The sequence below is a fragment of the Microbacterium sp. CFBP 8794 genome (assembly GCF_014841235.1).
In the GTDB taxonomy this organism is placed as follows: Bacteria; Actinomycetota; Actinomycetes; order Actinomycetales; family Microbacteriaceae; genus Microbacterium.
In genome coordinates, this window is sequence record NZ_JACYTT010000006.1 from 40,319 (window position 1) to 55,779 (window position 15,461).

Annotated in this window: 13 protein-coding genes; 7 read left to right on the plus strand and 6 right to left on the minus strand. The window is 71.4% G+C overall.

The window, feature by feature from the left end:
- Positions 1-99: 99 nt before the first annotated feature.
- Genes IFU19_RS15360 through IFU19_RS15375 form a run of 4 tightly spaced genes read right to left on the minus strand, consistent with a single transcriptional unit; the run spans position 100 to position 3,933 of the window.
- Positions 100-1,047, minus strand: a complete 948-nt coding sequence (locus IFU19_RS15360) for a PDR/VanB family oxidoreductase (RefSeq protein WP_191916199.1) — start codon at positions 1,045-1,047, stop codon at positions 100-102.
- Positions 1,044-1,676, minus strand: a complete 633-nt coding sequence (locus tag IFU19_RS15365; RefSeq protein WP_055935486.1) for an XRE family transcriptional regulator — start codon at positions 1,674-1,676, stop codon at positions 1,044-1,046. The genes IFU19_RS15360 and IFU19_RS15365 overlap by 4 nt, the downstream gene beginning before the upstream one ends.
- A complete protein-coding gene (locus IFU19_RS15370; protein WP_191916198.1) occupies positions 1,673-2,971 on the minus strand; it encodes an amidohydrolase family protein in 1,299 nt (432 codons plus the stop codon). Before IFU19_RS15370 ends, IFU19_RS15365 begins: the two co-directional genes overlap by 4 nt.
- Positions 2,968-3,933, minus strand: coding sequence for an XdhC family protein (locus tag IFU19_RS15375; RefSeq protein WP_191916197.1), 966 nt, complete (start codon positions 3,931-3,933; stop codon positions 2,968-2,970). Before IFU19_RS15375 ends, IFU19_RS15370 begins: the two co-directional genes overlap by 4 nt.
- A 51-nt stretch (positions 3,934-3,984) precedes the next feature.
- Here IFU19_RS15375 and IFU19_RS15380 point away from each other — a divergent pair, with 51 nt between their 5' ends.
- The 5 genes from IFU19_RS15380 to IFU19_RS15400 all read left to right on the plus strand — a co-directional run bounded on the left by IFU19_RS15380 (position 3,985) and on the right by IFU19_RS15400 (position 10,173).
- The gene (locus tag IFU19_RS15380) at positions 3,985-4,554 is read left to right on the plus strand and encodes a nucleotidyltransferase family protein (RefSeq protein WP_191916196.1); all 570 of its coding nucleotides are present in this window, start codon (positions 3,985-3,987) and stop codon (positions 4,552-4,554) included.
- Positions 4,555-4,747: 193 nt separating this feature from the next.
- Positions 4,748-5,869: a multiple monosaccharide ABC transporter substrate-binding protein gene (gene chvE, locus IFU19_RS15385; RefSeq protein WP_055831994.1), complete on the plus strand. Its 1,122-nt coding sequence runs from the start codon at positions 4,748-4,750 to the stop codon at positions 5,867-5,869.
- A gap of 189 nt (positions 5,870-6,058) precedes the next feature.
- Positions 6,059-7,588, plus strand: coding sequence for a multiple monosaccharide ABC transporter ATP-binding protein (mmsA, locus tag IFU19_RS15390; protein WP_055831992.1), 1,530 nt, complete (start codon positions 6,059-6,061; stop codon positions 7,586-7,588).
- A 5-nt stretch (positions 7,589-7,593) separates the two neighbouring features.
- Entirely contained in the window at positions 7,594-8,814 is a 1,221-nt protein-coding gene (mmsB, locus tag IFU19_RS15395) for a multiple monosaccharide ABC transporter permease (protein ID WP_055831990.1), read from the plus strand.
- Positions 8,815-8,961: 147 nt separating this feature from the next.
- Positions 8,962-10,173: an ROK family protein gene (locus IFU19_RS15400; RefSeq protein ID WP_055935490.1), complete on the plus strand. Its 1,212-nt coding sequence runs from the start codon at positions 8,962-8,964 to the stop codon at positions 10,171-10,173.
- 74 nt (positions 10,174-10,247) lie between these two features.
- On the opposite strand, the gene IFU19_RS15405 is transcribed toward IFU19_RS15400, so the two are convergent.
- The gene (locus tag IFU19_RS15405) at positions 10,248-11,351 is read right to left on the minus strand and encodes a glycosyltransferase (protein ID WP_191916194.1); all 1,104 of its coding nucleotides are present in this window, start codon (positions 11,349-11,351) and stop codon (positions 10,248-10,250) included.
- A 258-nt stretch (positions 11,352-11,609) separates the two neighbouring features.
- Between IFU19_RS15405 and IFU19_RS15410 the strand changes: the two genes are divergently transcribed.
- Positions 11,610-12,839 (plus strand): glycosyltransferase, encoded by a 1,230-nt coding sequence (locus tag IFU19_RS15410; protein ID WP_192212131.1) that lies wholly within the window; start codon positions 11,610-11,612, stop codon positions 12,837-12,839.
- The gene (locus IFU19_RS15415) at positions 12,836-13,831 is read left to right on the plus strand and encodes a glycosyltransferase family 2 protein (RefSeq protein ID WP_192212132.1); all 996 of its coding nucleotides are present in this window, start codon (positions 12,836-12,838) and stop codon (positions 13,829-13,831) included. The genes IFU19_RS15410 and IFU19_RS15415 overlap by 4 nt, the downstream gene beginning before the upstream one ends.
- 73 nt (positions 13,832-13,904) lie before the next feature.
- Here IFU19_RS15415 and IFU19_RS15420 read toward each other — a convergent pair whose 3' ends face one another.
- Entirely contained in the window at positions 13,905-15,308 is a 1,404-nt protein-coding gene (locus tag IFU19_RS15420; RefSeq protein ID WP_192212133.1) for a hypothetical protein, read from the minus strand.
- Positions 15,309-15,461: the final 153 nt, after the last annotated feature.

A 15,461-nucleotide genomic window follows, 5' to 3' on the forward strand; every position in this document is an offset into this window, starting at 1 on the left:
TGCTAGGAACCGCGCGTTTCCGCTGTATTTCCTGGGCGTGACCCTCGTGACAAACCTTGCGCGCAGCCCCGTCGGCCGCGGCGAATGCCCGTCCTGCTCCTACAGCTCCAGCGTGATCCGCCCGCACGCCGCCCGTGACACGCACACCATCATCGACCGGTTGGCATCCTGTTCCTCCGGCGAGAGGACGGAGTCGCGATGCTCCACCTCGCCGTCGACGACGGCGACCTCGCAGGTGCCGCACGTGCCCACCCGACAGCTCGAGGGGACGACCGTGCCGTGCTCCTCCACCACGTCGAGGATCGATCGCTCCGGGGGCACGGTCACGGTGAGGCCCGACATCATCAGGTCGACCTCGAACGGCTCGGCCCACACCGGCGGGCCGAGCACCTTCGCCTCGAACCGCTCGACGTGCAGGCTCCCGCGCGGCCACCCCGCCATCGCGGCATCCAGGGACTCCAGAAGGCGCGCGGGTCCGCACGAGTAGACGACGGTGCGTGCGACGGGGACGCCGAAGTACTCCGCGAGGTCGAGCCGGCGTCCCTCGTCGGCGGCGTACACCTCGACGCGGTCGCCGTACTGCGCGACCAACTCGTCGACGAAGGCCATGGTGCGTCGCGACCGGCCGGCGTACAGCAGCGTCCACGCCGCCCCGGCGGTCTCTGCTGCCTCGATCATGGGCACGATCGGCGTGATGCCGATGCCCCCGGCGACGAACACGTACGCGCGGCCGGCGGTGGGGGCGAACAAGAAGTGGTTGGCGGGACCGCGCACGCGAAGCGGTGCACCGACGTGCGCGTTCTCGTGTAGCCACACCGAGCCCTCGCGTTCGCGGAGCACCCCGATGCGCCACGTGCCCCGCTCGGTCGGCGACCCGCAGAGCGAATACTGCCGCTCGACACCGTCGGGCAGCACGACGTCGATGTGCGCGCCGGGCGACCAGTGCGGCAGCGTGCCACCCGTGCGCTCCAGGTCGAGCACGACCACGCCCTCCGCCGCATCGCGACGGGCGCGGACGACGGCTTCGAAGCTGACGCCTCCGGTCATGACTCTCCTTCTGCGGTGTCGTCGACACCGCCGCCGTGCACGAGTTCCTTCACGATGAGCAACCGATACGGCAGCCCGCCCGGCGAGTGCCACCGGTGCGGGGTCCCCGAGCGGCAGTAGACCGAGTCGCCGACCCGCAGGGTGCGCTCGCCGAAGTCGCCGAACGAGATCACCACCGACCCTTCGAGCACGGTGAGGAACTCGTCCTCGTCGTGCACGTAGTGGTCTCCCGGGTCGGGGTTGGCGCCGGTGAACTCGAGGGGTTCGAAGCGTCGGGGGCCCTCCGCGAGCAGACGCGCGGTGCCTTCCGCGTAGGGGCCGATCACGCCCTCGTCGGCGCCGACGAACGAGGGGTGCGCGTCGTGGTCGGGGCGGGGCGGCTCCGAGGCGGCGATGAGTTCGACCCGGCTGGTGCCGAGCGCTCGCGCGAGTCGTTCGAGGCTCGCCATGCTGGGCCGCGCGAGACCGCGTTCGAGCTGGCTGAGGAAGGGATGCGACAGCGTCGCCGCCTCGGCCAGCTGCGTCAGCGTGAGTCCGCGCGCTTTGCGCAGTCCGCGCAGGTGCGCGCCGAGCCGTTCGTCGCCGGTGGGGGTTTTCTCGGCGGGGATCGCGGGAGCCATGGTCGTCATCGTCCCACCCTCTCGAACAGCCGGGCGACGACCTCGTCCTCGTCGGCGGTGACCAGTCGGCCGCCGGCGACGACGACACGGCCACCGACGACGACGTCGCGCGGACGCCGGCCGGGTGCGGCCCACAGCAGTCCCGCCACGGCATCCGCGACTCCGGCGTCGGCGACCCCCGAGACGTCCCAGAGGCACAGGTCGGCCGCGGATCCCGGGGTGAGCCGCCCGAGCTCGGGGCGGCCGAGCCCGTCGGCCGAGCCGGCCGTGGCCATCGCGAGCACGTCTGCGGCGGGCAGCTGCGGCCCGACGAGCGCCGAGACCTGCATCGCCAGTCGGGCGTCGGCGAGCAGATGCCCCGCGTCGTTGCTCCCGCCACCGCTCGTGCCGAGCCCGACGGAGATCCCGGCGTCGAGCAGTCGTCGTACGGGGGCGACGCCCCACCCCATCGGCACGTCGCAGCCGGGTGCGTGGGTGGCGGAGGCCCCGGATGCCGCGATCCGGGCGATCTCGTCGTCCGACACGTCGCACAGGTGGGCGAGGGTCACGTCGGCGTCGAGCCAACCCCACTCCTCGAGCAGGTCGAGCGGGCGGGCACCGTAGCGTTCGAGGGCGATGGCGACGTCGACGACCTCGTTCGCCTGCGTGCGGCGGCGCAGACCGTGCACGCGGGCGACCTCGCCGAGCGCGTCGAACGTCTCACGGGGATCGCTGTGCACTCCGGCCGGGCCCACGGCGACCTGCAGCGCACCGTCGGCGCTGATGCCGCCGGGCGCCCCGGGAACGAGGGCGCGCACGATCGCGTCGGCCGAGGCCGCCGCCTCGGCGGGATCGTCGCGCGCGGCGCCACGCACGAACACGAGTCGGGCGCCGAGGTTGCGGGCCGCGGCGGCCGCCGCGCGCGCCATGCCGACGGTGTCGGCGCCGCTCGGCCAGGTCAGGTGGTGGTCGGCGACCGTGGTCACCCCGCTCAGCAGGGCTTCGGCGAGCCCCGCCCGCGCGGCGAGCCCGGTGAGCTCGGGGTCGACGCCGGCGGCGGAGTACGCCGCGGCCATCGCCGGCAACCAGTCGCGCATGGGGATGCCGCGGGTGCCGGGCAGCGTGCGGAACGCCGTCTGCAGGAGGTGGTGGTGCGCGTTGACCAGCCCGGCGGTCACGACGCACCCGGTGGCGTCGATCACGGTCGCCCCCGAAAGATCGGCCGAGGCGACGATCGTGCCGTCGACGCTCACGACGTCGCCGGTGTGCACGCGCCCCGTCCCGTCGACGACGGCGACCGCGCCGCGCACGACGAGCACGCTCATGCGCTCCTCACCGCGCACGATGCGTCGAGGTCCATCCCGTGCAGGCGGGGGCCGCGCCGGTCGCGCAGCGGACGGGCGTCGGCGGCGTTGCGGGATGCCACGATCTCGGCGATCACCGAGAGCGCCGTCTCTTCGGGGGTGACGCCGCCCAGGTCGAGGCCCAGGGGGGAGTGCAGGCGGGCGAGCTCGGCATCCGTGACCCCCGCCGCGCGCAGGAGCTTCGCGCGGCGCGCGACGGTGGCCCGCGCCCCCATCGCGCCCACGAACCCCACGGGCAGACGCAGCGCCGCGCGAAGAGCGGGCACGTCGAGCCGTTCGTCGTGCGTCAGCACGCAGACCGCCGTGCGCGCGTCGGGTTCGTCGAGGGTGGCGAGGTAGTCGTGGGGGGCCGCGACGACCAGCTCGGTCGCGTCGGGGAAGCGTTCGCGCGTCACCAGCAGGGCCCAGTCGTCGCACACGGTCACCGCGAATCCGGCGGCGGCCCCCAGTCGGCAGAGCGCCGCGGCGTGCTCACCCGCGCCCAGCACGATGAGCCGGGGCGGTGCCGGGCGGTGTAGCACGAGGGCCTCGCCGTCGAGGTCGAGGCGCAGGGTCGCCGCGCGGCCGGTGCGCGCGTCGTCGAGGGCGGCGCGCGTGGCGTCCGCGTCGATCCGGTACGCCACGACGTCGACCGCACCCCCGCAGGCGAGCCCCGCGGCGATGGGGGTGACCGTGCCGTCGTCGCCGAAACCGAACCGCGCGCGGCGCACGGTGCCGGTGCGCAGGGCATCGAGCCCGAGCATCACGGCGTCGCTCTCGACGCAGCCTCCCGAGATCGATCCGATCACGCGGGCGTCGCGGGTCACGGCGAGAGTGGCCCCCACCCCGCGCGGTGCGCTGCGCACGACGGCGGTCACGGTGACCGCCGCGACGGGCACTCCCGCGTCGAGCAGGGGCACCAGGTCGGCGGCCAGTTCGAGCATGGACGCGACGGTAGTCGGGGCGTGTTTCGCGCACGCTACGCTGTCGTGACCATGCCCGCCGACCCCCTCGTGCCCCCGTGCGGACTCGTCCTCGCCGCGGGCGCCGGGCGTCGTTTCGGTGGTCCCAAGGCCCTCGCCCGCACCCGCGCCGGCGTCCCCTGGATCGCGATCGCCGTGCGGGCTCTGCGCGCGGGCGGGTGCGGCGACGTCCTCGTCGTCGTGGGCGCGGCCGCCGATGAGGCGGCCCTCCTGGTGCCCGCCGAGGCGACGGTGGTGCGCGTCGCCGACTGGCGGACGGGGGTGGCCACGTCGCTGCGCGCGGGCCTCGAGGCCGCGGCATCCGGACCCGCATCCGCCGTCGTCGTGCTGCCGGTCGACACCCCCGACGTCGTCCCGGCCGCGATCGCCCGCCTCGTGCGGCGGGCGGCTCCCGACGCCCTCGCCCAGGCGGCGTACACCGGCGAGCCGGGGCATCCCGTGCTCATCGGGCGAGCGCACTGGGCGGCCGTGGGGGCGTCGGTGCGGGGCGATGTCGGGGCGCGGCCCTACCTGATCGCTCAGGAGGCGGAGTTCGTCGAATGCGGCGATCTGTGGTCGGGCGCCGACCGCGACGAGCGCTGAGTCACGGTCTGATCACGGCCGCGGGGAATTTTGACGTGCCTCTAGACAAAACCCCCCTCGATGGATAATTTTTCGGAGCCGTCATAATTCGACGGACCAGAGTGCCGGGACGACGACGTACCCGATCCGACGCCGGGGAGGGCGCGGGTGCGGACCACGAGGTCCCTGCTGTTCAGAGAGGAACGCAGATCACATGCTGAAGAAAATCCTGACCGGTGCGGCTATCGCCGCACTCGCCGTCGGCCTCGGAGCGTGCAGCTCCACCCGTCCGGCCGACGGAGGCGGCGACGCCGCCGGCGGTGGCTCGACCGAGTGCAACGTGGGCATCGCGATGCCGACCCGCAGCCTCGAGCGCTGGATCAACGACGGTGAGCAGCTGCAGAAGAAGCTCACCGACGCCGGGTGCACCGTCGACCTGCAGTACGCCGACAACAAGACCGACCAGCAGATCAGCCAGATCCAGAACCAGATCTCGGGGGGCGCGAAGATCCTCGTGATCGCCGCGATCGACGGCTCGACGCTCGGCCCGGTGCTGCAGGAGGCCAAGTCGCAGAACGCCACGGTCATCGCCTACGACCGCCTGATCAACGGCAGCGAGAACGTCGACTACTACGCCACCTTCGACAACTACAAGGTCGGCACCCTGCAGGGCCAGTACATCGAAGAGCAGCTGGGTCTGAAGGACGGCAAGGGCCCCTTCAACCTCGAGCCCTTCGCCGGCAGCCCCGATGACAACAACGCCAAGTTCTTCTTCGCCGGCGCGTGGGACGTCCTGCAGCCGTACGTCGAGAAGGGCCAGCTGGTCGTCCCCAGCGGCAAGTCGCCCGCCAACGACGACGCGTGGGCGTCGATCGGCATCCAGGGCTGGGCATCCGACAAGGCGCAGTCCGAGATGGACAACCGCCTCTCGTCGTTCTACGGCGACGGCAAGAAGGTCAACGTGGTGCTCTCGCCCAACGACAGCCTCGCCATCGGTATCGAGGCGTCGCTGAAGTCGGCCGGCTACACCCCCGGTGCCGACTACCCGATCATCACGGGTCAGGATGCCGACAAGGCCAACGTCAAGGCGATCCTCGACGGCGCGCAGTCGATGACGGTCTGGAAGGACACCCGCGCCCTCGGCGACCGCGTGTTCACGATGGTGCAGGAGATCAAGGACGGCAAGACCGTCGAGGTCAACGACGAGAAGACCTACGACAACGGCAAGAAGGTCGTCCCCTCGTACCTGCTGACCCCCGAGGTCGTCGTCAAGGACGACGTGCAGACGAAGCTCATCGACTCGGGCTTCCTGAAGGCGTCCGACGTCGGACTCTGATCGATCACCGACGGGGCGGGCTCGCCCGCCCCGTCCTCTTCTCGCGGCGGGGCGGCTCAGCCCGCCCCGCCGCTCGATCCTTCACCGCCCGGTGGAGGGCATCGGTCGCCTCCGGCGACGATCACACGAGTCGCTTCGGCGGCCCACTTTTGCGTCGCCCCCGGCGACGGTGAAGGGACGACACACACCATGACCGAACCGATCCTGCGCATGGCGGGGATCTCGAAGTCCTTCAACGGGGTTCCGGCTCTCGCCGACGTGTCGATCGACGTGCACCGCGGAGAGGTGCACGCCATCTGCGGCGAGAACGGCGCCGGCAAGTCCACCCTCATGAAGGTGCTCAGCGGGGTCTACCCGGCGGGCAGCTTCGAGGGGAGCATCACCCTCGAGGGTGAGCAGATGGCGTTCCGCTCGATCAACGACAGCGAGGCCGCGGGCATCGTCATCATCCACCAGGAGTTGGCGCTCAGCCCTTACCTCTCGATCGCCGAGAACATCTTCCTGGGCAACGAGAAGGCCCGTCGCGGCGTCATCGACTGGAACGCCACGAACACCGCGGCCGCGGAGCTGCTCAAGCGCGTGGGGCTGCGCGAGAACCCCGCCACCAAGATCTACGAGATCGGCGTCGGCAAGCAGCAGCTCGTCGAGATCGCCAAGGCCCTGGCCAAAGAGGTGAAGCTCCTCATCCTCGACGAGCCCACCGCCGCGCTGAACGACGACGACTCCGCCCACCTGCTCGATCTGATCGACCAGCTGCGCGACCAGGGCATCACCTGCATCATCATCAGCCACAAGCTGAAGGAGGTGCTGCGCATCTCCGACCGCATCACGATCATCCGCGACGGCCGCACCATCGAGACGATGCACCGCACCGACGCCGACACCGACGAGGGGCGCATCATCCGCGCCATGGTCGGCCGCGATCTGAACAGCCTGTTCCCCCCTCGCGAACCCGACATCGGCGAAGAACTCTTCCGCGTCGAGAACTGGACCGTGCACCACCCGGTCGACACCGAGCGCGTGGTCATCGACGACGCCTCGTTCATGGTGCGCGCGGGCGAGATCGTCGGTTTCGCGGGCCTCATGGGCGCCGGTCGCACCGAGCTCGCCATGAGCATCTTCGGCCGCATGTACGGCACGGGCATCTCGGGCGAGGTCTACAAGAACGGCCAGCAGATCGACGTGCGCACGGTCGACGCGGCCATCAAGCACGGCATCGCCTACGCCACCGAGGACCGCAAGAAGTACGGTCTCAACCTCATCGGCGACATCCAGGTCAACGTCTCGGCATCCGCCCTCTCGCGCCTCGCCCGCCTGGGCGTGGTCGACCGGTACCGCGAGTACAAGGTCGCCGATTCGTACCGCTACAAGATGAACATCAAGGCCCCCAGCGTCGCGGCGATCACCGGACGGCTGTCCGGCGGGAACCAGCAGAAGGTCGTGCTGTCGAAGTGGATGTTCACCGGTCCCGACGTGCTGATCCTCGACGAGCCGACCCGCGGCATCGACGTCGGGGCGAAGTACGAGATCTACGGCATCATCAACGAACTCGCGGCCCAGGGTAAGGCCGTCATCGTCATCTCGTCGGAGCTGCCCGAGGTCATCGGCCTCTCCGACCGCATCTACACGATCTCCGAGGGACGCATCACGGCAGAGGTCAGCCGCGACGACGCCACGCAGGAGACCCTCATGCGGCACATGACCGCCGGAAGGAACTGAAAGACATGGCCACCGCATCCACCCAGACGGTCGAGGCGCCCACGCAGCCGGGACCGCGCCGCCGCGGCATCCTGTCGCGCATCAACTTCCGGCAGTTCGGCATCCTCGCCGCCCTGGTCATCATCATCGTGCTGTTCCAGGTGCTGACCGGCGGCCGACTGCTCATGCCCGGAAACGTCAACAACCTCATCCAGCAGAACGCCTACGTGCTGATCCTCGCGATCGGCATGGTGATGGTGATCATCGCGGGGCACATCGACCTGTCGGTCGGCTCGGTGGTCGCCATGGTCGGAGCGATCGCGGCGATCTCGATGAACTCGTGGGGGCTGCCCTGGTGGGCCGCCGTCATCCTCTCGCTGGCCGTCGGCGCGGTCGTCGGGGCGTGGCAGGGCTTCTGGGTGGCGTTCGTCGGCATCCCGGCGTTCATCGTCACCCTGGCGGGCATGCTGTTGTTCCGCGGACTCACCCTGGTGCTGCTCACCGGTGGCACGATCGCGGGTCTGCCCGACGGCTTCACCGCCATCGGCGCCGGCTGGCTGCCCCCGGTGCTCGGCTACATCGGCAACTGGGACTCGCTGACCGTCGTGCTGGGTCTCGTCGCCGTCGTGGCGCTCATCGCCCAGCAGCTGCGCACCCGCGCGACGCTCCGTCGCCTCGAGCTGCCCCGTGAGGTCGCGTGGTCGTTCTGGCTGAAGAACCTCATCGCCGCGGTCGCGATCATGGCGATCGCCCTGACGCTCGCCACCTACAACGGCACACCGATCGTTCTGATCATCCTCGCGGTGCTCGTCCTGGCGTACACGTTCGTGCTCAACCGCACGACCTTCGGCCGCCACGTGTACGCGATGGGCGGCAACCTGTTCGCCGCCGTGATGAGCGGTGTGAAGACGAAGTGGGTCAACTTCTTCATCTTCGTCAACATGGGCGTGCTCGCCGGCCTCGCGGCGGTCGTGAGCACCGCGCGCGCCGGCAGCGCCGTGGCGTCCGCCGGTCAGAACTACGAGCTGGATGCCATCGCCGCGGTCTTCATCGGCGGCGCCGCCGTCCAGGGCGGCATCGGCACCGTGGTCGGTGCGGTCGTCGGTGGACTGGTGATGGGCGTGCTGAACATGGGGCTGTCGATCCTCAGCGTCGACGCCGCCTGGCAGATGGCCATCAAGGGCATCGTGCTGCTGTTGGCCGTCGCGTTCGATATCTTCAACAAGCGGCGCAACGGCGGTGTCTGACCGGATGGGGAGCGCGGCCCCGGGGCCCGCTCCCCATCCGCGTCCCGGGGCCGCGGCGTCGACCGTCGGCCCCGCCCCCGTCCTTCTCGACGGCTGCGCGTACCGTCCGTTCCTGCGCGATGGGATGATGGGGGAGGTGCCCCTCTCATGACCCCTGCCGTGTTCGAGCCCGCAACGCCGCTCGCACCCCCGGTCGGTCGTACCACCAACGACCTGATCCGCCAGCAGAACCTCGCGTCGGTGCTGTCGTTGCTCCATTCCCGGGGAGCGCTCTCACGCGCGCAGCTGGGCGCGACGACGGGACTCAACCGCTCCACGGTGACGGGCCTGGTCATGGAGCTCACCGAGCTGGGCCTCGTGCGCGAGGCGGCCAGCACCGAGCGCACCGGCAAGGTCGGGCGCCCGACCCTCGACCTCGAGCCCGAAGACCACGTCGCCGCCCTCAGCGTGCGGGCCGAACCCCACGCCGTCACCGTCGCCCTGGTCGGGCTGGGCGGGGTGGTGCACGCGCGACTGCGCCACGACACGGCCAGTGCGCCGTCGCCGCGCCGGTTCGTGCAGATCGTCGCCTCGTCGGTCGAGGCCATGCGCGCCGACATCGACCGGCACTACCGGGTGGTGGGTGCGGGCCTCGCGGTGCCCGGACTCGTCAACGCCAACGGCTCGGTGCTCGTCTCGCCCACCCTGGGATGGAAGCGCGACCCCGTGTCGGCGCGCCTGAGCGACGAGCTCGGCATGCCGGTGGCCGCCGGCAACGACGCGAGCATCGGCGCGCTCGCCGAGTCGCGCTTCGGTGTCGGCGTCGGTGTCGGCAACCTGCTCTACCTGGGCGGGGCGATGCACAGCATCGGCGGCGGTCTCATCATCGACGGCACCCTTCTGCGCGGCACCTCGGGCTACGCCGGCGAGCTGGGGCACACCGTCGTCGACCCCCGTGGGCGCGCCTGCGTGTGCGGACGCCGAGGATGCCTCGAGGCCGAGGTGAGCCTCGACCTGCTCGAGCCCCTGCTGGGTCGGCGCAAGCTCGACGAAGACGAACTCGACGTCGAGCTGGGCGTGGCTCGCAACCCTCGCGTGATGGCGGAGGTGACGCGCCAGGTCGAGGTGCTCTCGATCGCGCTGACCAACTTCGTCAACGCCTTCAGCCCCGAGACGGTCGTTCTGTCGGGCTACCTCGGCGCCCTGCTCTCGGTCAGCCGCGAACGACTGGCCGATGCCGTGCGCGTGCATCCCCTCGGCGCCGAGGGGCGCACGATCCGCCTCGAACGGGCGCACCTGCGCTCGCGCCTCATGCTCGTCGGCCCCGCCGAGCTCGCTTTCGCCGACCTGCTGTCGAACCCCGGCGGGTTCCGCGGCTGAGGGCGGCGGGCTTCAGGGTCCGGATGCCGTGACCCCGGACGCCCCCGCGGTCGCCGTCGCCGCCGGTCGGTCGCTCAGGACTCCAGGGCGTCGCGGTAGGCGTCGAGCGTGCGCGTCGCCATCCACCGCCACGAGAACATCTCGGCGCGCGCGCCCCCGCGCTCCCGCAGCGTCTGTGCGAGCGCGGGGTCGGTGAGGACCCGGGCCACGGCATCGCGCATCCCGGCGGTGCTCGTGGGGTCGAAGTAGATCGCGGCGTCGCCGTAGACCTCGGGCAGGCACGTCGCATCGCTGCTGACCACGGCGCACCCGTGGCGCATCGCCTCGAGACCCGGCAGTCCGAACCCCTCGAAGAACGACGGGAACGCGTACACCGCCGCCGCCTCGTACAGCCCGCGCAATTGCGCGTCGGTGACGAAACCGGCGAAGTGCACGGCGCCCCGCTCCTGCTCGTCGAGTTCCCGGATCAGGCGCGCCCCGTCGTCGTCGATCTTTCCGGCGACGACGAGGCCGATCTCTTCGCCGGCGTCGCGCAGGTGCACGACCGCGCGGATGAGCCGTTTGAGGTTCTTGTACGGCTCCTGCCGGCCGACGTACAGCACGAAGCGCGGGAACGGCGTCTCGACCGGGATCGCGGCATCCGCGATCACATCGGCCGCGGGCGAGGTGACGTACAGGCTCGACGCGCGCACGCGGGTGTGGGCGACGAGGTCGCGGCCCCCGTGCGCGCTGATGACGAGGTTCACGCGGGAGCGGTGCGCCGTGACCACGAACGCCCCCGCGCCGATGACGCGCTTCACGGCAGAGACGGCCCAGTGCTTCTTGCGGTTGCGCACCTTCAGCAGCGTCATGTCGAGAAAGGTCGTCACGCGGCGCGCGCCCAGGTAGAGCGGCTGCTGCGGCATCGCGAAGTGCACCAGATCGGGGCGTAGCGCCCGGAGCTCGCGCCCGAACGAGGTCTGCTCGCGCCACGAGAAGTACGGGGTCTCGGTGGCGACCTTCCCGAAGAGCGGACTGGTCGGCGTCCAGTCGTCGAACCGGTCGCGGGGGAGCACGATCGTGTAGCGGTGCGCGGTGTCGATCTGCTCGAGGTGCGCGATGAGGTTGCGCGTGTAGCGCCCGGTGGAGGTGAACATCGAACGGGCGTCGATCACGATGTGCGGCGGGGATGTGGGCACGGAGTCCTCTTCTCGGGCGGGGTCCGCCGCCGAGTATGACCGCCTCCGGCGCCGGGGTTCTCGGCGGTCGGCGCGAGCCGCGACGAGGCGCTGGGGGTGAGGCGACGGGTGAGGTTCGCCTCCGGAGCCGCCCGTCGCCGCCACCGGCGGGGGATGCCGTCGAGCCGGTTGGTACGTTCCCCGGGACACCCGTCTCTCCCCGCGTCGCCCGTCCGGGCGCCCGAGGTCGCCCGTCGAGAGCGGGACCGGAGGAGAACCGTGCGGATCGTCAGTCTCATGGCCCACGTGCCGTACCCCGGCATCCCCCACGCGGGCGGACAGTACGTGCTGTCGCACCTCCGGGCCCTGCGCGCCCTCGGTCACGAGGTCACTGTGGTCGCGCCCGACTGGCGGGGCAACGACGAGGGAGCCCGGCGCCTGCGGGAGGCGATGGACGTCACGGTCCTGGTCTGCCCGCCGCGTTCCTCCGGCCGTCTCGCGGCGTGGCTCGACACGCAGCAGATCCGGCTGTTCCCCGTGCGGCCGCCGCTGCGGTTCCGGCGGGCGATCCTCCGCGCGGGCACCGTGCGAGACGCGGCGGCGCACGCCGACCTCGTCGAAGCGCACTGGAGCGAGATGGGATGGATCGCCCGGGCGCTTCCCACCGGCCCGCGCGCCCGTCGCGTGGTCGTGGCGCAGGACCTGATCGTCCAGACCTACGAGCGGATCTTCGCCACGACGCGTCGATGGACGGCGGCGCGGCTGCTCGGCCGGTGGCGGAACCACAGCGTCGCGCGCGACGAGGGTCGGCTGTACCGCGACATGGATGCCGTGGTCGTCTTCAGCGGAAAGGACGCCGGCTACGCGCGACGCCTGGGGGTCGCGGCCGACGACGTCGTGGTCCTGCGGCCGCCGTTCTCGCCGGACGGCGGCGAGGTGGTGACCGCCGACGGCCCGCCGGCCGGGCTTTCGACGGTGCTGTTCGTGGGGGCGTTCTTCCGCGACGTCAACGTCGAGGCGGCCGACTGGCTGATCGACGAGATCATTCCGCGCGTGCGGGCGGCGCGGGCCGATGTGCGGTTCGTGCTCGCGGGCGCGGGGCCCACGGCGCGCATGATCGCCGCGGCGCAGACCGACCCGCTGCTCGAGGTGACCGGGGAGGTCGAGTCGCTCGACCCGGCTTATCGGGCGGCCACGGCCGTCGTCGTCCCGCTGCGCATGGGCGCCGGGCTGAAGTTCAAGACCGTGGAGGCGTTGATGCGGGGGATCCCGGTGGTGGCCACGACCGTGGGCGCGGAAGGACTGGTCGGCGAGGGAGAGACGGGCGGTCTCGTCGTCGCCGACGACACCGAGGCGATCGCGCGGGCACTCCTCGCGATCCTCGCCGATCCTCGTCGGGCCTGGAGCGATGCCACCGCGACGAGGGAGTGGGCGCGATCGGTCTTCTCGGCCGAGACTTATCCGTCGCGACTCGAGGACGCCCTGTTCGGACGGGGGGACGAGCGATGACGTCGGCGGTCGTCATCCCGAACTGGAACGGCCGGGAGGAGCTCGCCGCGTGCCTCGACTCGCTCGCGGAGCAGACCGAACCGGTGGAGGTGATCGTCGTCGAGAACGGCTCGACGGACGGATCGGTCGAGATGATCCGCTCGTCGTACCCCGGCGTCACCCTGCTCGTGCAGCCCGTGAACCTCGGCTTCGCCGGAGGCGTGAACGTCGGTCTGCGCTACGCCCTGCACCGGGGCCACGAGCACATCGCGCTGCTCAACAACGACGCCGTGGTCGAGAAGACCTGGCTCGCCGAGCTCGTCGCCGTCATGCGCAGCGGGGATGATCTCGGCATGGTGGCGAGCAAGTTCGTGACCCTCGACGGCCGCCGCATCGACAGCACCGGCGAGTGCTACTCGACCTGGGGCCTGCCCTACCCGCGGGGGCGCGACGAAGAGGACCTCGACGCGTACGACGATGCGGTCGACATCTTCGGGGGCAGCGGCGGATCGACCCTCTATCGCGCCGCGATGCTGCGCGACGTCGGACTGTTCGATGAGGACTTCTTCGCCTATTTCGAAGACATCGACCTCAGCTGGCGGGCGCAGCTGCGGGGATGGCGCGTGCAACTCGCGCCCCGGGCCGTCGCCTACCACCGGATCGGAGCGACGAGCGGCCGCATCCCGGGCTTCACCACCCACCAGACGCTCAAGAACCTCTTCTGGGTCATGACCAAGAACGTCCCCTCGCGTTTCCTGCCGGTGGTGTTCCCGCGCCTCGCGCTCTCGTACTCGTTCACGTTCGTGCGCGCCGTGCTGCGCGGGCAGGGGGGCACGGCCGTGAAGGCCGTCGGGATCGCCGCGGTCAAGATGCCCCGCAAGCTGCGCGAGCGTCGGGCGATCCAGCGGGGCCGACGCATCGACGACGCCGCCGTGGCGGCACTTTTCACCTGGGATCTGCCCCCGGCCTCGGCCAACCTGCGGCGGTTGCGCGCCGCGGTGCGGCGCTCCTGACGGCCCGGGTTTCGTTCCCGCGGGTCGTGTGATCCGCGGGAGCGGGCGCGCGTCGGAGGACCGCGCGTCCGGCTTATGCCGTCCGACGGGTGAGCGTCGAGAAGGTGGGCGTTTCACCCGTCCGGTCACCCCTTCGGCGGGCGAGGGGCGACAGGTCCCGAGCCTGCACGGCGATGATGAACAGGGGCACCACCATCGCCGCGAACAGGGTGTCGGGCGCCTCGACGCGCCACGCCGTCTCGGTGATCGACACCGCCGTGAGCACGCAGAGGAACGTGCTCGCCGCGACCTGGTCGCGGCGGGGAAGATGCTCGGCCGCGCGGGCGGCGGCGGCGAGGACGACGGCGAGGAGCGCGACGAGGACGATGCCGCCCGTGACGACGTACGTCACGAAGACGTTGTGGCCGTGGCTGGCGGCGCTGGAGAGGGCAGCCTTGAGCAGGTCGTAGTGGTCGACGTACCAGCTGTGGCCGAGCCCGACGAGCCACTGATCGCCCGACAGCTGCGACAGGGCGAACCGCCAGATCGCGCCGCGCTTGGTGAACGCCTCGGGGTCGGTGGTGATCAGGGGGAGGGCCACGACGACGACGACCAGGACGAGCAGCAGGGCGCCGAGCACGCGGCCGACGGTCCGGTTGCCCGCGCGGCCCAGCAGCATGCTCACAAGCAGCACCACGGCCCACACCGCGACCCCGAACAACGCCGTGCGCGACGCCGACCACAGGATGGCGACGAGGAGCACGCCGGCCGTCGTCCAGCGCAGATACCAGCGTGAGAAGAGGTGCGTCAGGGGCAGGGCGAGCACCAGGAACAGGCCGTAGCCGTTGGGGTGACCGAAGAAGCCCGCCAACAGGGGGAGCCCGGTCAACGACTTCTCGGAGTTCGCGTCGAACGTCTGCGGCATGTACATGAGGGCGGGGGCGCTGGACGTCAGCACCATCGAGACCACCGCCAACCCCGCGGCGGCGAGGGCGTACGCCCGCAGGTCCGACACACGCGGCTGGATCGCCCACAGGGTCACGGCGACGCCGATGGGCAGCAGCATCTGCTCGGTGACGGCTCCTCCCCGCGCGAACTCGTTGAACACGATCCACACCCACGGCAGGACGACGAGCACCAGGGGCGAGACGTCGTTCTGCACGAAGACGACGCGGAAGATCAGCACGAAGACGGCGGCGGCCGCGGGAAGCAGCAGGGCGACGTGCCCCGCGTCGACGACCGCCTGCGTGTACACGCTCGTCAGGCCCTCGGCCGCCTGCGTGCGGCTCATCGTCAGCGTCTGCGCGATGGTGCCGCCGATCGAGGCCGCCCACAGCATCAGCAGCAGGCCGAACGCGACGACGCGGGCCGCGGTGCTGCGAGCCGGTGCCGCGAGCGGCGTGGCCGCCAGGCGCTGTCGCCGCGCTGCGCGCCGTGTGCCGGGCTCGGACTCCGGGCGTACCGAGAGGTCGGACGCGGCGACGGCGGGGGAGGTCATCCGCACAGGCTAGGTGCGCGCGAGCGGTGATCGATCGCGGTCAGGACCGGGGCGGAACGGGCGACCGACCGGGTGAAAACGAGCCCCTGAGGGGCGGCGGAGAGGTGAGCAGCGCGCGGCCGAAAATAGTCTGCTCGAGCGCGGCTCCCGCGG